This window comes from Mycolicibacterium setense (genome assembly GCF_000805385.1).
Classification (GTDB): Bacteria; Actinomycetota; Actinomycetes; order Mycobacteriales; family Mycobacteriaceae; genus Mycobacterium; species Mycobacterium setense.
On sequence record NZ_JTJW01000004.1, the window covers coordinates 1 to 17,939 of the forward strand.

Annotated in this window: 23 protein-coding genes; 16 read left to right on the plus strand and 7 right to left on the minus strand. The window is 66.6% G+C overall.

All coding sequences use genetic code 11. The features are described from left to right. The coding region (locus QQ25_RS30065) for an HNH endonuclease signature motif containing protein (protein WP_131546104.1) at positions 1-1,017 on the plus strand (1,017 nt) is incomplete at its 5' end. 491 nt (positions 1,018-1,508) lie between these two features. Here the strand turns inward: QQ25_RS30065 and QQ25_RS31515 are convergent. Continuing rightward, the gene (locus tag QQ25_RS31515) at positions 1,509-1,637 is read right to left on the minus strand and encodes a hypothetical protein (protein WP_264019306.1); all 129 of its coding nucleotides are present in this window, start codon (positions 1,635-1,637) and stop codon (positions 1,509-1,511) included. 80 nt (positions 1,638-1,717) lie between these two features. Next, a complete protein-coding gene (gene mddA / locus QQ25_RS06205) occupies positions 1,718-2,488 on the minus strand; it encodes a methanethiol S-methyltransferase (protein ID WP_039314509.1) in 771 nt (256 codons plus the stop codon). Positions 2,489-2,795: 307 nt separating this feature from the next. On the opposite strand from mddA, the gene QQ25_RS06210 reads away from it, so the two are divergent. Next, a complete protein-coding gene (locus QQ25_RS06210; protein WP_039377886.1) occupies positions 2,796-2,978 on the plus strand; it encodes a hypothetical protein in 183 nt (60 codons plus the stop codon). Here the strand turns inward: QQ25_RS06210 and QQ25_RS06215 are convergent. Further along, positions 2,965-3,345: a nitroreductase family deazaflavin-dependent oxidoreductase gene (locus QQ25_RS06215; RefSeq protein WP_039377899.1), complete on the minus strand. Its 381-nt coding sequence runs from the start codon at positions 3,343-3,345 to the stop codon at positions 2,965-2,967. The genes QQ25_RS06210 and QQ25_RS06215 overlap by 14 nt on opposite strands. 23 nt (positions 3,346-3,368) lie before the next feature. Between QQ25_RS06215 and QQ25_RS06220 the strand changes: the two genes are divergently transcribed. The 8 genes from QQ25_RS06220 to QQ25_RS06255 all read left to right on the plus strand — a co-directional run bounded on the left by QQ25_RS06220 (position 3,369) and on the right by QQ25_RS06255 (position 11,304). Beyond that, positions 3,369-3,755, plus strand: a complete 387-nt coding sequence (locus tag QQ25_RS06220) for a nitroreductase/quinone reductase family protein (RefSeq protein WP_039377888.1) — start codon at positions 3,369-3,371, stop codon at positions 3,753-3,755. A 57-nt stretch (positions 3,756-3,812) separates the two neighbouring features. Continuing rightward, entirely contained in the window at positions 3,813-5,123 is a 1,311-nt protein-coding gene (gene hemL, locus QQ25_RS06225; RefSeq protein ID WP_039377900.1) for a glutamate-1-semialdehyde 2,1-aminomutase, read from the plus strand. 38 nt (positions 5,124-5,161) lie between these two features. Further along, a complete protein-coding gene (locus QQ25_RS06230; RefSeq protein WP_039314774.1) occupies positions 5,162-5,749 on the plus strand; it encodes a histidine phosphatase family protein in 588 nt (195 codons plus the stop codon). Then, the gene (locus QQ25_RS06235; RefSeq protein ID WP_039314519.1) at positions 5,750-6,370 is read left to right on the plus strand and encodes a TlpA disulfide reductase family protein; all 621 of its coding nucleotides are present in this window, start codon (positions 5,750-5,752) and stop codon (positions 6,368-6,370) included. It begins immediately after the preceding gene. Next, positions 6,367-7,158, plus strand: a complete 792-nt coding sequence (locus QQ25_RS06240; protein WP_039377891.1) for a cytochrome c biogenesis CcdA family protein — start codon at positions 6,367-6,369, stop codon at positions 7,156-7,158. The genes QQ25_RS06235 and QQ25_RS06240 overlap by 4 nt, the downstream gene beginning before the upstream one ends. Beyond that, the gene (resB, locus tag QQ25_RS06245; protein WP_082017437.1) at positions 7,155-8,786 is read left to right on the plus strand and encodes a cytochrome c biogenesis protein ResB; all 1,632 of its coding nucleotides are present in this window, start codon (positions 7,155-7,157) and stop codon (positions 8,784-8,786) included. Before QQ25_RS06240 ends, resB begins: the two co-directional genes overlap by 4 nt. Beyond that, a complete protein-coding gene (ccsB, locus tag QQ25_RS06250) occupies positions 8,783-9,751 on the plus strand; it encodes a c-type cytochrome biogenesis protein CcsB (RefSeq protein ID WP_039314525.1) in 969 nt (322 codons plus the stop codon). The genes resB and ccsB overlap by 4 nt, the downstream gene beginning before the upstream one ends. An 89-nt stretch (positions 9,752-9,840) precedes the next feature. Next, positions 9,841-11,304, plus strand: a complete 1,464-nt coding sequence (locus QQ25_RS06255) for a MinD/ParA family ATP-binding protein (RefSeq protein WP_409370961.1) — start codon at positions 9,841-9,843, stop codon at positions 11,302-11,304. A 6-nt stretch (positions 11,305-11,310) separates the two neighbouring features. Here QQ25_RS06255 and QQ25_RS31085 read toward each other — a convergent pair whose 3' ends face one another. Next, positions 11,311-11,472, minus strand: a complete 162-nt coding sequence (locus QQ25_RS31085) for a hypothetical protein (RefSeq protein WP_169748633.1) — start codon at positions 11,470-11,472, stop codon at positions 11,311-11,313. Between the two features lie 75 nt (positions 11,473-11,547). Between QQ25_RS31085 and QQ25_RS06260 the strand changes: the two genes are divergently transcribed. Then, complete coding sequence (locus tag QQ25_RS06260; RefSeq protein ID WP_039377893.1) at positions 11,548-11,829, plus strand: DUF4229 domain-containing protein; 282 nt, start codon at positions 11,548-11,550, stop codon at positions 11,827-11,829. Between the two features lie 48 nt (positions 11,830-11,877). On the opposite strand, the gene QQ25_RS06265 is transcribed toward QQ25_RS06260, so the two are convergent. After that, complete coding sequence (locus QQ25_RS06265; RefSeq protein ID WP_039314531.1) at positions 11,878-13,227, minus strand: MFS transporter; 1,350 nt, start codon at positions 13,225-13,227, stop codon at positions 11,878-11,880. Positions 13,228-13,377: 150 nt separating this feature from the next. On the opposite strand from QQ25_RS06265, the gene QQ25_RS06270 reads away from it, so the two are divergent. Both QQ25_RS06270 and QQ25_RS06275 read left to right on the plus strand, forming a co-directional pair. Further along, positions 13,378-13,593, plus strand: coding sequence for a helix-turn-helix domain-containing protein (locus QQ25_RS06270; RefSeq protein WP_039314533.1), 216 nt, complete (start codon positions 13,378-13,380; stop codon positions 13,591-13,593). A 1-nt stretch (position 13,594) separates the two neighbouring features. After that, on the plus strand, positions 13,595-14,161 hold the full coding sequence (locus QQ25_RS06275; RefSeq protein ID WP_039314535.1) for a Clp protease N-terminal domain-containing protein: 567 nt from the start codon (positions 13,595-13,597) through the stop codon (positions 14,159-14,161). A gap of 93 nt (positions 14,162-14,254) precedes the next feature. Here QQ25_RS06275 and QQ25_RS06280 read toward each other — a convergent pair whose 3' ends face one another. Then, complete coding sequence (locus QQ25_RS06280) at positions 14,255-15,124, minus strand: 1,4-dihydroxy-2-naphthoate polyprenyltransferase (protein ID WP_039377904.1); 870 nt, start codon at positions 15,122-15,124, stop codon at positions 14,255-14,257. A 37-nt stretch (positions 15,125-15,161) separates the two neighbouring features. Here QQ25_RS06280 and QQ25_RS06285 point away from each other — a divergent pair, with 37 nt between their 5' ends. The 3 genes from QQ25_RS06285 to QQ25_RS06295 are packed head-to-tail and all read left to right on the plus strand — an operon-like array spanning position 15,162 to position 17,409. Then, a complete protein-coding gene (locus QQ25_RS06285; RefSeq protein ID WP_039314538.1) occupies positions 15,162-15,449 on the plus strand; it encodes a hypothetical protein in 288 nt (95 codons plus the stop codon). Between the two features lie 6 nt (positions 15,450-15,455). Continuing rightward, the gene (locus tag QQ25_RS06290) at positions 15,456-16,232 is read left to right on the plus strand and encodes an S-methyl-5'-thioadenosine phosphorylase (protein WP_039377894.1); all 777 of its coding nucleotides are present in this window, start codon (positions 15,456-15,458) and stop codon (positions 16,230-16,232) included. A gap of 49 nt (positions 16,233-16,281) precedes the next feature. After that, positions 16,282-17,409 carry an NAD(P)H-dependent flavin oxidoreductase gene (locus QQ25_RS06295; RefSeq protein WP_039377896.1) on the plus strand — a complete coding sequence of 376 codons (1,128 nt, stop codon included), beginning with the start codon at positions 16,282-16,284 and terminating at the stop codon, positions 17,407-17,409. Between the two features lie 184 nt (positions 17,410-17,593). Here QQ25_RS06295 and QQ25_RS06300 read toward each other — a convergent pair. After that, the coding region (locus QQ25_RS06300; protein WP_039377897.1) for a DUF5078 domain-containing protein at positions 17,594-17,939 on the minus strand (346 nt) is incomplete at its 5' end.

Consider the following 17,939-nt stretch of genomic DNA (forward strand, 5'->3'; position numbering starts at 1 on the left):
ATCGGACGGATCGTGTTGATGAGTGGGGATCTGGGTCAGCTCAACGGGCTGCCGGTGTCGGTGATCATCCGCACCACCCTGCAAGACCTCGAATCCCGCGCCGGGATCGGCGTCAGCGGTGGTGGCATCAAGATCCCGATCAAAGATGTCATCCGGATGGGGGCTCATGCCCATCATCATTTGGTGGTCTTCGATGAGGCTACCGGGGCGGCGGTGAACTATTTCCGGGCCCGCCGCATCGCCAGCCCGGCCCAGCGGATCATGTTGATCGCCCGCGACGGGGGTTGTACGAAACCGTGCTGCACCGTCGGCGCGTATGGCTGCCAGGTTCATCACGCGGTGGCGGATTGGGCCGATGGTGGGAACACCAATGTCGATGAGATGGCCCTGGCCTGTGGTCCCGACAACCGCATGGTGCACACCGACGGCGGCTACACCACGACAATCAACGCCCGCGGCGAGGTCGAATGGCACCCACCCGCCGACCTCGACCACGGCCAACATCGCATCAACTATCACCACCGCCCCGAACTGCTGCTCACCCCACCCGACCCAAACCCCACATCCACGCCCACACCCACACCCGAGGTCGACCCTCAACCCGGCACCACCTCAACCCCCGAACCCGAACCGCAGTGGGAACCCATTCCTGACCTGACACAGCACCACGACCCGGAGCCAGCCTCCGACCCGGTGTGGGAACTTGAACCCGACCTTGCGCCCACCCCCCAACAGGATCCGGACTCCGACTGGGACTTGGCGCCCGACCACGTGCCGCAACCGCACTGGGACGAATGTGACCTGGATTGGGACCAATGGGACCTGGAGCGCGACACAAACTTCGTCCCACCCGCAGCCATTCCAACCCATGAGCGATACCTCTGGGACACAGAATCATTCGACCCGGCAATCCCGCCCGGCTGGGAACTGCTGCACGACACGCCACCGCACGACCCCAACCCATGGCAACCCATCGACAACCATGCCCTCACAGCCAAACCGGTACGCGGCCCCTGACAAACGCGCAAGCCCGACGCTTGCCCACCCCGCGCGCAACCCGCCGCGCTCAACCCGCCGCACGGAAACGCTGCACACCTCAGCGTCGCGCGCGTGGGCAAAACGATTGCGCGCGTGGGCGAAATGACCACGCTTGGCGGTCCGGCGGTCCCATTGACCGAGCATTCGTGGCCGACCCCGCGCACCACCGTGGGCTTCGAGGGGTGAGCTGACAGGGCAGGTCTGTGAGCCAGCCGAACACCGATACTCCGGCGCTTGCGGTTACGAGATCCGCCACGGCAATTCACCAGCCGTTCTCGACCATTGTCGGCAATTTTATTGCGCCGGGCCGAAAAGGAAATTTCCACCAAAATGTCCACCGAAAATCGGCATTAAATGGATGGCCATTTAAAAGCATGCCGCCGAAAATAGGCGATGGATTTCGGGCTGAAGCCGTCGTGGTACCCTCGCTGCGCGCAAGCCCAAGAACCTTGTTGAGCTGTGTGAAACCGCTACGCCCGGTCTGGGCGCTTGCGCTTGGGAATGGTCTCTTCGGCGACCTTGTCGCGTTTCGCTGCCCGCTTTTCCTTGATGGTCATCGCCGGTTTTTTGGGCAGGCGGCCTTGGGATTTGTCAGCCATCGTTGCTCCTTGTCGCAAACAATCACTGAGCCCGACCATACATCAGAAAAAAATAAAAGCCAGTCGTGGAATTCGTGCCGTCAGGCCGGGCGATGCCTGACGTTCGGGGTGGCACTGTCGGGTCCGCGATGCAGTCCCGGCGCCAGCATCGCCACGCGGTGCCGGTAGTCGCGGTATTGATCGCCAAGGCCGGCCACCAGGTCGTGCTCTTCGAGTTGGATCGCCACCAGAATGTAGGCGGTGCTGACGGCCGCGAACAGCAGATGACCTGCCGTCATCGTCGGGATGGCCCAGAACGCCACGATGAACCCGGCCATGATCGGGTGCCGGATCACCCGGTACAGCATCACCGTTCGGAATCCCAGCTCCTGATACGGCCGGCCGCGCCAGTTGAGCCACACCTGCCGCAGCCCGAACAGGTCGAAGTGGTTGATCATGAACGTCGAGCTGAACACCATTGCCCACCCGGCCCAGAACAATGTCCACAGAACCACTTGTCCCGCAGCGGATTCCACGCTCCACACGATCGCGGGCATGGTGCGCCACTGCCAGTACAGCAGGAACAGCGCCAGGCTGGACAACAGCACGTAGGTGCTGCGTTCGATGACTTGCGGGACGATCCGGGTCCACATGCGTTTGAACGCGGGCCGGGCCATCACGCTGTGCTGAATGGCGAACACCGACAACAGCAGCAGGTTGACCAGCACCGCCTCGGCGGTCGGTGCGGCGATACCGGAATCGACCGTGCGGGGCACCACGAAGTCGCCGACGAAGGCGATCGCGTAGAAGAAGGCCACGACGAATGCCAGATAGCTCGCGATTCCGTAGCCGATGACGAGTAGGCGGTTCATGGTGACCTCCTGCCACCGGCCGGACAGATGCCGCGCGCTGCTGCCGGCCGCAGTGGTGACCTATCTACGGTAGACCTTGAATTCCCAGGTGAACAGGGGTCTGCGCGTCCTCGGGTACAGCGTGCGGGCGTGGTCAACCGAGCAAGTGCGTAAGGATCCGCCCGTGGGCCGTCAAGAAACCGTCGAGATCGACGGCGGGCGCCCCGGCGCGGAGTAGACCGGCAGGCATGCGATACGACACAGCGACGGAGTTTCCTGCCACCGTGGTTGCCCTGATTCCCCTCGGGCGCTCGAGGCGGAACCCGCGATGAGCGAGATGCTTCAGATCATCGCGCTCATGGCGGTTCCGGTTGCGATACTGCTGGGCCTGCGCTCCGTGGTGGCCTGTCAGAACCGTCGACTGGACTCCCAGGCGTCCACGCCGTACCGGGCGGATGCCGTCGAGTTCAGCGGCTCCGTGACTCCGCTGGGAAACGCTAGACCCGTTTGAGCAAGACGGCCTGCTCGAATGGCAGGCGCGCGAACGGGCGGCGCATGGCACCGGTTACATGCTCGGCCGCCTCGGCCTTGGACACCACCCGGGGCTCACTGACGTCGATGGTCTTACCGTGGCGGCGGATGCGCGCGTGACCGGCCGCGGTGATGTTCTTCAACCAGTCCCGATCCGGACCGTACGTCAGCATGATGGCCACACCGTCGTCGGTGCTGAAGACACTCAATGGGGTCCGGAAGGTCTTCCCGGATTTCCTGCCGACGTGCTCGAGGATGCCGAACGTCGGCGCCCAGCCCGCCCACACGCGCTGGATGGGGTTGGTCACATAACGGTTGAACCTGGCCAGCGATTGCGGTAACTGCATGCTCACCATCAAACTCGTGAGTTATGGCCTATCTCAAGCCCCCTTGGTTTGTTCGCGCAGTGTTCAACCGGATCGCGATGGCCACCGGAGTCGGCCACAGCGAGACCTTGACCGTGACCACCCGAGTCAGCAAACAGCCCCAGCAGATCCCCGTCGTGGTCCCCGAGGTCGGCGGAGTGAAATATCTGGTCTCGACCCGTGGGGAATCGGAATGGGTGCGCAATATTCGGGCCAACCCGCAGGTGACGCTCGGCGGCTCGAGCTACCTCGCGGCCGAGGTTCCGGTCGATCAGCGCGCGCCGATCATCGCGGCCTACCGCCCGCTGGCCGGCAAGGTGGTGGAGGGCTACTTCCGTGACCTGCCCGACGACGCCGATCATCCGGTGTTCGCGCTGACGCCGGCCGGGTGATCGTTACCACTACACCCTGTAGTGGACGGATTTGCGCCGACTGGGACACTGGTGGCCATGCGTGTTGACGAACCGCACTTCCAGCGATCGGCCCAGCTGTTCGCCGATGCCTGCGCAGTGATCCCCGGCGGAGTGAACTCCCCGGTGCGTGCCTTCAACTCCGTCGGCGGCACCCCCCGGTTCATCACCTCGGCCAAGGGCTATTGGCTGACCGATGCGGACGACAACCGCTATGTCGACCTGGTCTGCTCCTGGGGCCCGATGCTGTTGGGTCACGCCCACCCGGCGGTGGTCGAGGCGGTGCAGCAGGTGGCGGCCAACGGGCTGAGCTTCGGCGCCCCGACGCCGTCGGAGACCGAACTGGCCGCCGAGATCATCGATCGCGTGGCTCCCGTCGAGCGGCTGCGGCTGGTCAACTCGGGCACCGAAGCCACGATGAGCGCGATCAGGCTGGCCCGCGGCTACACCGGCCGGGCAAAGATCATCAAATTCTCCGGCTGCTATCACGGCCACAGTGACGCGCTGCTGGCCGACGCCGGCTCGGGTGTGGCCACCTTGGGGCTGCCGTCATCGCCCGGGGTCACCGGTGCGGCGGCGGCCGACACCATCGTGCTGCCGTACAACAACGTCGCCGCGGTGGAGGAGATCTTCGGCCGGTTCGGCGACGAAATCGCTTGCGTCATAAGTGAAGCCAGCCCCGGCAACATGGGTACGGTGGCCCCGCTGCCCGGGTTCAACGCGGCGTTGCGCCGGATCACCGCGGCCCACGGCGCGTTGCTGATCCTCGACGAGGTGATGACGGGTTTCCGGGTGAGCCGGGCCGGTTGGTACGGGCTGGATCCCGTCGACGCCGATCTGTTCACCTTCGGCAAGGTGATGAGCGGCGGGCTGCCCGCCGCGGCGTTCGGCGGCAGCGCCGAGGTGATGGGGCGGCTCGCGCCGCTCGGGCCGGTGTACCAGGCCGGGACGCTGTCCGGGAACCCGGTGGCGATGGCGGCCGGGCTGGCGACGCTGCGCAATGCCGACGACGCCGCCTATGCCCGGCTGGATGCCAACGCCGACCGGCTGGCCGGTCTGCTCACCGGTGCCCTGACCGAGGCCGGGGTGGCCCACCGTGTGCAGCGCGCAGGCAACATGCTGAGCGTGTTCTTCACCGATGAGCAGGTCGACGACTTCGCCGCGGCCAAGGCCACCGAAACCTGGCGCTTCCCACCGTTCTTCCATGCGCTGCTGGAGGCGGGGGTGTATCCGCCGTGCAGTGCGTTCGAAACATGGTTCGTCTCAGCGGCATTGGATGACGAGGCGTTCTCCCGCATCGCTGACGCGCTGCCCGGCGCGGCCCGTGCCGCCGCGGAGGCCCGGCCGTGACCGAACGCGCGTCATCCGTCAGAACCACCGTGCACGTGATGCGTCACGGTGAGGTGTTCAACCCCGAGAAGGTGCTCTACGGCCGGTTGCCCGGGTACCACCTGTCCGAGCGCGGGCAGGTCCAGGCGCGGGCCGCCGCGGACTGGCTGGCGGAGAAGGACATCGTCTACGTGGTGGCCTCTCCGTTGGAGCGGGCGCAGGAAACCGCCGCGCCGATCGCCGAGCGTCACGGGTTGCCGATCTTCACCGACGAGGCCCTCATCGAGTCGTGGAACATGTTCGAGGGGGAGCGGGTGGCCCCCGGCGACGGTGCCCTGCGCGACCCGCGGAACTGGCCGAAGCTGCGCAACCCTGCCAAGCCTTCCTGGGGTGAGCCCTACGCCGAGATCGCTCCCAGGATGATGGCCGCCATGCACCGGGCCCGGGAGAAGGCGGCCGGGCATGAGGCGGTGTGCGTCAGCCATCAGCTTCCGGTGGAGACGCTGCGCCGGGCGATGACCGGACGCAAGCTCGCCCATCTGCCGTTGCCGCACAGCCGGCTGTGCGATCTGTCCTCGATCACGTCGTTCACGTTCGACGGCGACAAGCTGATCCGATGGGGCTACACGGAGCCCTGGGGAATCTGAATGACGTCGTTGGTCGCCCGGGTGAGTGCGGCGGTGCTGGCAGGGCTGGTGCTGCTCACCGGTTGCTCGACGGGTGACGACGCGGTGGCCCAGGGCGGCACCTTCGAGTTCGTCGCACCTGGCGGCAAGACCGACATCTTCTACGATCCGCCCGAAAAGCGCAGCACCCCAGGCAAACTGAGCGGGCCTGACCTCACCGATCCGAGCAAGACGCTTTCGTTGGAGGATTTCGCCGGCAAGGTCGTGGTGATCAACGTGTGGGGCCAGTGGTGTGGCCCGTGCCGGGCCGAGATCGGCCAGCTGCAGAAGGTCTACGAGGCGACGCGTGGCGCCGGAGTTGCCTTCCTGGGCATCGACGTGCGGGACAACAACCGTGATGCGGCAGTCGATTTCGTCACCGACCGCAATGTCACCTTCCCGTCCATCTATGACCCGGCGATGCGCACCATGATCGCGTTCGGCGGCAAGTACCCGACGACGGTGATTCCGTCGACCGTGGTGCTGGACCGTCAGCACAGGGTGGCCGCGGTGTTCCTGCGTGAGCTGCTGGCCGACGATCTGCAGCCGGTGGTGGAGCGGCTGGCCTCGGAGCCGGCCGGCGTACCGGGGCCGCAGAAATGACCGGTTTCGCCGAGATCGCGGCCGCCGGGCCGGTGCTGCTGGCGTTGGGAATCAGTGTGCTGGCCGGCCTGGTGTCGTTCGCCTCGCCGTGTGTGGTGCCGTTGGTGCCCGGCTATCTGTCCTATCTGGCCGCGGTGGTCGGGGTCCAGGAGACCCCGGTGCTCACCGAGGCGGGCACGACAAGGCAGGCGACCCGGACCGCGCGGCTGCGGGTCGCCGGCGCGGCGGCGTTGTTCGTCGCGGGATTCACCGTGGTATTTCTGCTCGGCGCGGTCGCCGTCCTCGGGATGACAACCACGCTGATCGCCAATCAGGTTCTGCTGCAACGTATCGGCGGTGTGGTCACGATCGTGATGGGCCTGGTCTTCGTCGGCTTCATCCCGGCGCTGCAACGTCAGGCGCGCTTCGCACCCCGGCAGTGGTCCACCATGGCCGGGGCCCCGTTGCTTGGCGCGGTGTTCGCGCTGGGCTGGACTCCGTGCCTCGGTCCGACGCTGACCGGGGTGATCGCGGTGGCCTCGGCCACCGACGGCGCCACCGTGGCCCGCGGTGTGGTGCTGGTGCTTGCCTACTGCTTCGGTCTTGGCATCCCGTTCGTGCTGCTGGCGCTCGGATCGGCGCGGGCGGTGACGGGCCTGGGCTGGTTGCGCAGGCACACCCGGACCATTCAGATCTTCGGCGGTGTGCTGCTGATCCTGGTGGGTGCCGCGCTGGTGACGGGCCTGTGGAGCGAGTTCGTGTCGTGGGTGCGTGACGCCTTCGTCAGTGATGTGAGGCTGCCGATATGACCCAGTTGTCCCCGCGAGCAGACACAAAGTCGCAGAAATCGGGTGGCCCTGGTGCGATTCAGCGTCTGCTCGCTCTGATGCGCAACACCTGGCGAACCCTCACCTCCATGGGAACCGCGCTGGTGCTGCTGTTCCTGCTGGCACTCGGCGCGATCCCGGGCGCGTTGTTGCCGCAACGCAGCCTCAACGAGTCCAAGGTCGACGAGTACCTGGCCGCCCATCCCACGCTTGGGCCCTGGCTCGATCGCGTGCAGGCCTTCGACGTGTTCTCCAGCTTCTGGTTCACCGCCATCTACGTGCTGCTGTTCATCTCTCTGGTGGGCTGTCTGACACCGCGGATGATCGAGCATTTCCGCAACCTGCGGGCAGTGCCGGTGCCCGCGCCACGCAATCTGGGCCGACTGCCCAAACACCACGCCGAGCAGGTCAACGCCGAGGCCGACGTGGTCGCCGAGACCGTGGCGCAGCGGCTGAAGGGCTGGCGCAAGGTCACCCGCAAGCAAGACGACGAGATCACAGAGATATCCGCAGAGAAGGGTTATCTGCGCGAGTTCGGCAACATCGTCTTCCACTTCTCGCTGCTGGGCCTGCTGGTGGCGGTGGCCGCGGGCAAGCTGTTCGGCTACGAGGGCAACGTCATCGTCATCGCCGACGGCGGTCCCGGATTCTGCACCGCCTCGCCGGCGGCCTTCGACTCGTTCCGGGCCGGCAACACCGTCGACGGCACCTCGCTGAGCCCGATCTGTCTGCGGGTCAACGACTTCGACGCGCATTATCTGCCCACGGGCCAGGCGTTGTCGTTCGCCGCCAACATCGACTACCAGTCCGGGGAGGATCTGGCCGCCAACATCTGGCAGCCCTACCGACTCGAGGTCAACCACCCGCTTCGCATCGGTGGCGACCGCGTCTACCTCCAGGGCCACGGCTATGCACCGACCTTCACGGTGACGTTCCCCGACGGCCAACAGCGCAGCCAGACCATCCAGTGGCGCCCAGAGGAACAGATGACGCTGCTGTCCTCCGGGGTGATGCGGATCGACCCTCCGGCCGGTACCTATCCCGATGCCGACGAGCGTCGCAAACACCAGATCGCGATCCAGGGCCTTTTCGCTCCCACGAAGCAGCTTGAGGGCACGCTGTTGTCGTCGAGCTTCCCGGCGCTCAACGACCCGGCGGTGGCGGTCGACATCTACCGCGGTGACACGGGCCTCGATACCGGCCGGCCGCAGTCGTTGTTCTCGCTGGATCCCCGGTTGATCGATCGCAAGCAGCTGACCAAGGTGGCGCGGGTCAACCTGGTGGAAGGCCAGGACACCCGCCTCGATGACGGCACCAAGGTCCGGTTCGACGGCGCGGTGCCCTTCGTCAACCTGCAGGTCTCGCACGACCCGGCCCAGGTGTGGGTCCTGGTGTTCGCGATGTCGATGATGGCCGGGTTGCTGGTGTCTTTGGTGGTGCGCCGGCGCCGCATCTGGGTTCGGGTCCAGCCGGCTGGGGCAGGTACGGTGAACGTCGAGCTGGGCGGGCTGGCCCGTACCGACAACTCCGGTTGGGGCGATGAGTTCGAGAAGCTGACCGGGCGGCTGTTGGAGGGGTACGAACAGCCGGCAGGAGAGAAGGACGCATGAATACCGAGCACATCGACATCGGGCTGGCCAGGTACTCCGACTGGGCGTTCACGTCGTCGGTGGTGGTCCTGGTCGGCGCGCTGATCCTGCTCGCCGTCGAGTTGGCCTACAGCCGCGGCCGGCGGGTCGAAAATCGTGAACTGGTCGGCGCCACCGTCGGCGCCGACAGTGCCACCCCCGGCGTCGTGGCCGAGGAACAGCGTCGGCCCTTCGACGAGCGGGTCGGCAAGACCGGTCTGGCGCTGACCTACGTCGGCATCGGCATGCTGTTCATCTGCATCGTGTTGCGCGGCCTGGCCACCTCGCGGGTGCCCTGGGGCAACATGTACGAGTTCATCAACCTGACCAGCTTCTGCGGCCTGGTCGCCGCGGCGGTCGTGCTGCGCAAGCCGCAGTACCGCGTGCTGTGGGTTTTCGTGCTCGTTCCCGTGCTGATCCTGCTGACCGTGTCCGGGCGCTGGCTGTACTCCAATGCCGCGCCCGTGATGCCCGCGCTGCAGTCGTACTGGCTGCCCATCCACGTGTCGGTGGTCAGCCTCGGGTCCGGTGTGTTCCTGGTGGCCGGTGTGGCCAGCATCCTGTTCCTGCTGAAGATGTCGCCGCTGGCAGACCGAGACAATGCGCTCGGGCGGATCATCGAACGGCTGCCCGACGGTCAGACGCTGGACCGGATCGCCTACCGCACCACGATCTTCGCGTTCCCGATCTTCGGCTTCGGCGTGATCTTCGGCGCGATCTGGGCCGAGGAGGCCTGGGGCCGCTACTGGGGCTGGGACCCCAAGGAAACGGTGTCGTTCATCGCGTGGGTGGTGTACGCGGCGTATCTGCACGCGCGTTCGACCGCGGGGTGGCGGGACCGTAAGTCGGCCTGGATCAACGTCGTGGGTTTCGTCGCGATGGTGTTCAACCTGTTCTTCATCAACCTGGTGACCGTTGGCCTGCATTCGTACGCCGGGGTTGGCTAGGCACCGTCAGGGTGGTGAGATGACCGCGCGCCCAGAGGTTGTGGCGCGGCTGCGGTCCGGCCGGGAGTGTGTGGAAAAGAGGGGATTTCGTGTCCGAACCAGTGTCTGAACCGGTGCAGGAGTCAGAGTCCGAGCCGGTGTCGCAGCCGTCCGAAACGCAGGAGGCTGCGGCGCAGGACAGCGGCGAGCCGTCAACGGACGCCCCGCTCGAGGAACCGACCCCGACCCATGAGGCGGCACCGCCGGCCCAGACCCATGAGGCGGCACCCGCGTCCCAGGTCCATGACGCGGCACCCGCGCCCGCCGACCCAACGCGCTCAGACCCACCGCCGGCCGTCGCCCCGGCTCCCGTCGTCGAACTGCCGCCTGTCCCATCGGTATTCGCCCCGGTGCCCGGATTCCGCAGTCAGCAACGGTTCAGCAATCCCGCCGAGCCCGGGGTCTCCACTCCGCTGCCGGCGGAGTGGACCGCCCCGACGCCGCCGCACGGTATCCCGGTGATCACCGCGCCGCCGGTGCCCGCGAGCTTCGATCCGCCGGCCGCAGGGCTCTTCGCGCCCCCCGTGGTCGCAGGCCCCCAGCCGCCGGCCGCCCCAGGCGATTTCGCCACGCCGTACCGGGATCTGTCCACCGACGCGTTGCTCGGCCAGCGCAAGAACCCGCCCACCTCGGGGTGGCGCAAGGCCCTCTATGTGGCGTCGTTCAAACAGGTCAACGTCGGTGAGAGCCCGAAGATCACGCATCGCAACAACCTGATCGCGGAGGTCAGCCAGCCGCTGCAGGGCTGCTACCGGATCGCGCTGATGTCGTTGAAGGGCGGCGTGGGCAAGACCACGATCACCGCGACGCTGGGCGCCACGTTCGCCTCGATCCGCGGTGATCGGGTGGTTGCGGTGGATGCCAACCCTGACCGAGGCACGCTGAGCCAGAAGGTGCCGCTGGAGACGGCGGCGACGGTGCGGCACCTCCTGCGCGACGCCGAAGGCATCGAGCGCTACAGCGACGTGCGGGCTTACACGTCACAGGGCCCGAGCCGCCTGGAGGTGCTGGCTTCCGAGAGTGATCCGGCGGTGTCGGAGGCGTTCAGTTCCGACGACTACCTGCGTGCACTGGAGGTGCTGGAGCGGTTCTACAGCCTGGTGCTCACCGACTGCGGGACGGGGCTGATGCATTCGGCCATGTCGGCGGTGCTCTCCAAGGCCGACGTGCTTGTGGTGATCAGCTCGGGTTCGGTGGACGGGGCGCGCAGCGCGTCGGCGACGCTGGACTGGCTCGACGCCCACGGACATCAGGATCTGGTGCGCAATTCCATCGCGGTGATCAACGCGGTGCGGCCGCGGTCGGGCAAGGTCGATCTTGCCAAGGTGGTGGACCACTTCTCCCGGCGCTGCCGTGCGGTGCGGCTGGTGCCGTTTGATCCGCATCTGGAGGAGGGCGCCGAGATCAGCCTGGACCGCCTCAAGCCCGGCACTCGCGAGGCGCTGATCGAACTGGCCGCGGTGGTGGCGTCTGATTTTCCCGGGGCGCGCCGGCAGTTGGCCCCGCGGGCCTGACGCAGGTCAGCTGCGGGGATTGTCGCCGTGCCCGAGCCGGCGCAAGAAATCCGGGTCGTCATCGGGGCCGATCACGCGGGTCTTGGATTGACCGCCAGAAACCCGCGCCAGCCGCCAGCCGATGTACACCAGGCTTGCCGCGGCAATGAGCAGGAGTAGATACGCCACTCGAAACCTCCTTTATCCGAATATACGCGCCGTCGGTAGGCTCGGAGCGTGTCAGGAAGTGGTTCGACCTCCCGCATGGTCACCGACGTGGCGGTTTACCTCATCGCCCGGCTGGTGCTGGTCGCTGTGTTGACCGCGGCGATCTACGGTGTGGGAAGTCTGGTCGTGGCGAATTTCCCCGTCGTGGTGGCGCTGTTGTTCGCGATCGTGATCGCGCTGCCGTTGGGTATCTGGTTGTTCCGTCCGTTGCGTGAGCGTGCGACGGCCTCCATCGCGGTGGTCGACGAGCGGCGGCGCAAGGATCGCGAGCAATTGCAGGCACGGTTGCGTGGCGACGAGCCGCCTGCCGAGACGTGAGGCTCCGGCCAATGTGCGGATCTGTTGGGGTGCAACGACTTTCGGTCGCTACCGGATGAAGGCCGAGCCCTTCTCCTGATCCAGGTAGGTTTCGGCCTTGTTCTTGAGGAAGAACACGTAGACCGCCAGTGACAGGGCGATGCACACCGTGACGTAGCCGATGAACCAGGGCACCAGGTCGCGCTCTTTGAGGGCCTGGTAGATCACCGGCGCGGTGCCGCCGAACATCGAATTGGCAAGGGCGTAGCCGACTCCCACGCCGAGGGCGCGTACGTGTGACGGGAACAGCTCGGATTTCACCAGGGCGTTGATCGAGGTGTATCCCGTCAGGATCACGTAGCTGACGGCGACCAGCAGGAACGACAGGATCGGCGAATGTGTCTGGGGCAGATAGGTGAACAGCACGTAGGTGTAGAGCACCCCGCCGATACCGAACCACAGCAGCAGCGGTTTGCGGCCGACCTTGTCGCTGATCATGCCGCCCAGCGGCTGGATGGCCATCAGGAAGATCAATCCGATCAGGTTGATCCAGGTGGCCGTCATCGCCTGGTCCTTGTAGGTGGTCTTGACGATGGCGGGGGCGTTGACGCTGTAGGCGTAGAACGCCAGGGTGCCGCCCATCGTGATCAAGAAGCACAGCAGCAGGGGTCTGGCGTAGCGGCTGAGCAGCTCGCTCAGTGACCCGGAGCTCTTGTCCTTGCCGGCCTTGATCGCTTCCAGCTGTTCGGCGGACAGCGATTCGTCCATCGTGCGCCGCAGCCAGAACACCACGATCGCGGCTACGCCGCCGATGGCGAAGCCGATGCGCCAACCGAATTCGTGCACCTGCTCGGTGCTGAACGCGGTGAGGATGATCAGCAGGGTGAACTGCGCCAGTACGTGACCGCCCACCAGGGTCACGTACTGGAATGAGGAGAAGAAGCCGCGTCGTTCCCGGGTGGCGGCTTCGGACATGTAGGTCGCCGAGGTGCCGTACTCGCCTCCGGTCGCGAAGCCCTGCACCAGCCGGCACAGGATGAGGATGATCGGCGCCGCGATGCCGATGGTTTCGCGCGAGGGGACGAACGCGATCACCAGTGAGCACAGTGCCATCAGCGAGACGCTGATGGTCAATGCGGCGCGGCGGCCGCGGCGGTCGGCGAAGCGGCCGAAGAACCACGATCCGAGGGGGCGCGTGAGGAACGTGATCGCGAAGATCGCGTAGACGTAGACGGTGGCGTTCTTGTCGGCCTTGTCGAAGAACTGTGCTTCGAAATAGGTGGCGAACACGGTGTAGACGTAGACGTCGTACCACTCGACGAGGTTGCCCGACGAGCCCCTGATGGTGTTCCAGATGGCCCGACGGGTTTCGGCGCGGCCCGATGCTGCCGGCTGGTGCGCCTCGGTCGAAGTGGTCACGCGCGCATCCCCTAGATCGTCGGCGTTGCAGGCCGACGGTCACGTTAGTGCACGATCGCGGGCGCGGGGAGCCGGATCGGGCAGGACGCCCTCGCACGATGGCTGTCAAGTTTTCTTGACGCTAAAACCGTGTCAAGTTATCTTGACAGAGTGAGTGATGTCGATGAGCTGATCACCAACGGCGCCGGCAGCCCCGACCCGGCTGTCGGGCTCCGCGCGGTGCGGGCCCTGCAGCGGTTGCAGGAGCGGTTGGAGGCGATCCATGTCGCCAATGCCCGCGAGCAGGGCTGGAGTTGGCAGGCGATCGCCGATGCCCTGGAGGTCAGCCGCCAGGCCGTGCACCAGAAGCACAATCGGAGGGGATGACATGTTCGAACGGTTCAGTCGTCATGCGCGCGTGGCCGTCGTGCTGGCGCAGGAGGAAGCCCGCGAACTGGCGGCCAACGAGATCCGCCCCGAGCACATTCTCGTCGGGGTGCTGCAGAGCTCAGGGCGTGAACTGTCCGCGCTGCTGGCCGGATACGGCCTGACTTCGGACGCGGTGCGTGCCAAGTTGGTCGCCGCCGACGCGCCCGGCGACGAATCTTTCGACGGCGACGCGGAGGCGCTGAAGTCGATCGGCATCGATCTACGGGCCGTGCGCGACAACGTCGATCGCACGTTCGGCAGCGGCGCCTTCGACAACGCCCTGCGCAGCACCGGCCGACGGCGCAGGCGCCGGGGGCACCTCGCGTTCACCAAACCGGCCAAGAAGGTGTTGGAGCTCGCATTGCGAGAATCGTTGGCGCACAAGGACGGCTACATCGGATCCGAGCACATTCTGCTGGGAGTCCTGCGCGGCGGCGATGACCAGACCGTCGCGCTGATCACCGAACATGTCGGCCCGCGCGAGTTGCGCGACGGCATCGTCGGGCTCTTGGACAACGCGGCGTAAGCCGGACTCGCCGGTTTCTCCGTCTGGGTCGTGGCTGTCGACGAACCGCAACCCGCAGGTAGAAATCGGCGGGAGGCTGCCCGCGGGAGAAAGCTACGCCAGCGCCAGGGCCAGGGACACCGCGACACCCCACACCAGCATGGTCAGCCCGGTGTCCCGCAGCACCGGGATCAGCTGGGCACCGGTGCTGCCGTCGCGCACGGGGCGCAGCGCCCGCACTGCCGGCACCAGCGCCAGCAGGCCCACCGCACACCACGGGGTGGCCCGCATCAGCACCACGGGCAGCACCATGGCCAGGCCGAGCAGCAATTGATACAGCAGCCGGGTGCGGGCGTCGCCCAGGCGCACGGCCAGCGTGATCTTGCCCGACTCGGTGTCGGTCGGGATGTCGCGCAGGTTGTTGGCCACCAGCACGGCTGACGACAGGGAACCCATGGCCACGGCCGCCACCAGCCCTACCCAGTCGATGCGCAGGGCTTGGGTGTACTGCGTGCCCAACACGGCGACCAGGCCGAAGAAGATGAACACGGCTATTTCACCCAGGCCCAGGTAGCCGTAGGGCTTCTTGCCGCCGGTGTACAGCCACGCCCCGGCGATGCACACGGCCCCGACCGCGATCAGCCACGGCTGGCTCACCGCTGCCAGCGCCAATCCGGCCACCGCGCCGACCGCCAGGCTCACCACGGCCGCGGTCAGCACGGCCCGAGGGGAGGCCAGCTTGGAGCCCACCAGGCGCAGCGGACCGGACCGCACGTCGTCGGTGCCGCGAATGCCGTCGGAGTAGTCGTTGGCGTAGTTCACCCCGATGATCAGGGCGAGCGATACGGCCAGCGCCAGCAACGCTTTCCACCACACCGCCGAACCCACCCAGGCGGCGGCGCCGGTACCGGCGAGCACCGGGGCGACGGCGTTGGGCAGGGTGCGGGGACGGGCGCCCTCGATCCATTGCGCGAAACTGGCCACGAGCGCCATCGTTTCATGCCGCCTTACACTGAGCCTCATGAAGGAGCAGCTCAGCAAGACCGAGATCGGCAAGGACGTGCTGCAGGAATCCGTCGAGGCAGTGGCCTCGACGGTCGGGCAGGTCACCTCGATCATCACCACGGCCGTCAAGGATGTCGCGACCGTCATCGGTGGCCTGGCCACCGATGTCTTCGAGATCGCCGACGGCGCCCGCAAGGCCAACGAGGATTTCGACGACTTCGACGACGACCTCGGCGCAGCCGTTGACACGGATCTCGACGAGGGCCCGGGAGATCCCGTCAAGAAACCCGGCGAGGCCGAATAGCACTGCATGCTCGGCGTCATCGGCGGTAGTGGCTTCTATTCGTTCTTCGGGCCGGAGGCCCGCACCGTCAGCGTGGACACCCCCTACGGGTCTCCGAGCGCGCCCATCACGGTGGGCGCGGTGGGCGGGCATGAGGTGGCCTTCCTGCCCCGGCACGGGGTGAGCCACGAGTACTCGCCGCATACGGTCCCGTACCGGGCCAACATGTGGGCGCTGCGCACACTGGGAGTGCGACGGATCTTCGCTCCGTGTGCGGTGGGCAGTCTGACCGCGCAGCTGGGCCCCGGGTCGATCGTGGTGCCCGATCAGTTGGTCGACCGCACCCGCGGGCGTGAGGACACGTATTTCGATTCCGGCGGCATCCACGTCGGTTTCGCCGACCCGTACTGCCCGGCGTTGCGGTCCACCGCGGCCGGACTGCCCGGGGTGGTCGACGGCGGCTCCATGGTGGTGATCCAGGGCCCGCGGTTCTCCACCCGGGCCGAGAGCCGGTGGTTCGCCGATCAGGGTTTCACCCTGGTCAACATGACCGGCTACCCCGAGGCGGTGCTGGCGCGCGAGCTTGAGATGTGTTATGCGGCAATCGCTTTGGTCACCGATCTGGATGCCGGCATCGAGACGGGTTCCGGGGTGACGACGGTGGACGTGTTCGCCGAGTTCGAGCGCAACCTGGTGCCGTTCAAGAAGCTCGTGCATCAGGCGCTGGAGGCGGTCGACGCCGAGCGCGCCTGCACGCACTGTCTGGCCCACGACGGGGTGAAGTTGCCGTTCGAGTTGCCCTGACCGCTCAGGCACTTGACACCCGTCAAGTCGGGGTGTCAATACTGACGGGGTGAAACCCGCGATCTGTGAGCAGTTCGGTATCGACTTTCCGCTCTTCGCCTTCAGCCACTGCCGTGACGTGGTGGCCGCGGTGACCAACGCCGGCGGCTTCGGCGTGCTGGGCGCCACCGCCTACACGCCCGAACAGTTGGACCAGGAGTTGTCCTGGATCGATGAGCAGGTCGGCGGCAAGCCCTACGGTGCCGACATCATCGTGCCCGCGAAGTTCGAAGGTAAGGGCGAGAACCTGTCGCGCGGGCAGCTCACCGATCGCATCCCCGCCGAGTACCGCGAGTTCGTCGCGCAACTTCTGGCCGATCACGGCATCGAGCCCGAGGAAAAGCAGCGTCTGGGCGGGTCCTCGCTGTCCGGCGACACCGGGCGCGAGTTGCTGGATGTGGCGATGAGCCATCCGATCAAGCTCATCGCCAATGCGCTCGGGGTGCCGCCGGATTACATGATCGAGGCCGGACGCGAGCGTGGAGTTCCGGTGGCGGCACTGGTGGGCGCGCGTGAGCATGCACTCAAGCAGGTGCAAGCCGGGGTGGACCTGATCGTCGCGCAGGGGACGGAGGCCGGCGGGCACTGCGGTGAGGTCACCACGATGGTGCTCGTTCCAGAGGTGCTGGAGACCCTCGAACAGGCGGGCAGCGACATCCCGGTGCTCGCGGCAGGCGGCATCGTCAAGGGCAGGCAGATGGCGGCGGCGGTGGCCATGGGCGCCGCCGGTGCGTGGACCGGATCGGTGTGGCTGACCACCGAGGAGGCCGAGACCGCACCACACACCGTGCAGAAGATGCTGGAGGCGACCTCGCGGGACACCGTGCGCTCCACCGGGCGGACGGGCAAGCCGGCCCGTCAGCTCAAGTCGGAGTGGACCGACGCCTGGCAGCCGAATCCCGATGGGCACCAGACTCTTCCGCTGCCGCTGCAGAACATGCTGGCTGAGCCGATCATTCGGCGCGTGGATGTGCTTGCCGCCCAGGGGCATCCGGGCGCGCAGGCATTGGCCACCTACTTCGTCGGGCAGGGTGTGGGTTTGATGAACAAGGTCAAGCCCGCCCGCGAGGTGGTACGCGAGTTCATCGAGGATTACCTCGCCGCCACCGAGCGGTTGAGCAACTCACTCCCGGACTGAGCCGGCGTGGGCCGTTCAGCGCCGGTCCCGCATCGAAATTGAAGCCAGGGACAACGTCGTGCTGTTTGGAGTCCCTCAGTGCAATCCCGGTGCGGCACTCACCCTTTGGCTTTCGCGCCAGTAACGCCACGGCGGAGAATCGTGCAGAAAATCGCCACAGCGTTACTCACGCGGGCCCGACCCGTCAGTGCCAGTCCCACACCGACATGTCGTTGGGCGGGTAGTTCATGCAGACGTCGGTGGTGTTGGCCGCGACGCCCTTGTTGTTGAAGAACAGCTTGGCCCAGTTCGGCCAGCGCCAGGACATGTTCTCGAAGAACGCGTTGGTGGCGGTGTTCTCTGAGTACTGACGGCGGCCGGCGTAGTCCATCGAGAAGAACCAGTGGATGCGGTCCTGGGCGCGCTGCTGGTCGGCGACCGGCTTGTTGTTGTAGTCGATCATGTAGCGCTCGTAGTACACGGGCTCGACGTCGCGGGCCGCGGCCATGATCTGCTCGGCGGTGCACGGCGTCTTGAGGATCCGGTTGGGG

Coding starts and splice junctions, on each gene's coding strand:
- QQ25_RS31515 (WP_264019306.1), bottom strand. CDS start 1,637: ATGGCTGACAAATCCCAAGGCCGCCTGCCCAAAAAACCGGCGATGACC.
- mddA (WP_039314509.1), bottom strand. CDS start 2,488: ATGAACCGCCTACTCGTCATCGGCTACGGAATCGCGAGCTATCTGGCA.
- QQ25_RS06210 (WP_039377886.1), top strand. CDS start 2,796: ATGAGCGAGATGCTTCAGATCATCGCGCTCATGGCGGTTCCGGTTGCG.
- QQ25_RS06215 (WP_039377899.1), bottom strand. CDS start 3,345: ATGCAGTTACCGCAATCGCTGGCCAGGTTCAACCGTTATGTGACCAAC.
- QQ25_RS06220 (WP_039377888.1), top strand. CDS start 3,369: ATGGCCTATCTCAAGCCCCCTTGGTTTGTTCGCGCAGTGTTCAACCGG.
- hemL (WP_039377900.1), top strand. CDS start 3,813: ATGCGTGTTGACGAACCGCACTTCCAGCGATCGGCCCAGCTGTTCGCC.
- QQ25_RS06230 (WP_039314774.1), top strand. CDS start 5,162: ATGCGTCACGGTGAGGTGTTCAACCCCGAGAAGGTGCTCTACGGCCGG.
- QQ25_RS06235 (WP_039314519.1), top strand. CDS start 5,750: ATGACGTCGTTGGTCGCCCGGGTGAGTGCGGCGGTGCTGGCAGGGCTG.
- QQ25_RS06240 (WP_039377891.1), top strand. CDS start 6,367: ATGACCGGTTTCGCCGAGATCGCGGCCGCCGGGCCGGTGCTGCTGGCG.
- resB (WP_082017437.1), top strand. CDS start 7,155: ATGACCCAGTTGTCCCCGCGAGCAGACACAAAGTCGCAGAAATCGGGT.
- ccsB (WP_039314525.1), top strand. CDS start 8,783: ATGAATACCGAGCACATCGACATCGGGCTGGCCAGGTACTCCGACTGG.
- QQ25_RS06260 (WP_039377893.1), top strand. CDS start 11,548: ATGGTCACCGACGTGGCGGTTTACCTCATCGCCCGGCTGGTGCTGGTC.
- QQ25_RS06275 (WP_039314535.1), top strand. CDS start 13,595: ATGTTCGAACGGTTCAGTCGTCATGCGCGCGTGGCCGTCGTGCTGGCG.
- QQ25_RS06285 (WP_039314538.1), top strand. CDS start 15,162: ATGAAGGAGCAGCTCAGCAAGACCGAGATCGGCAAGGACGTGCTGCAG.
- QQ25_RS06290 (WP_039377894.1), top strand. CDS start 15,456: ATGCTCGGCGTCATCGGCGGTAGTGGCTTCTATTCGTTCTTCGGGCCG.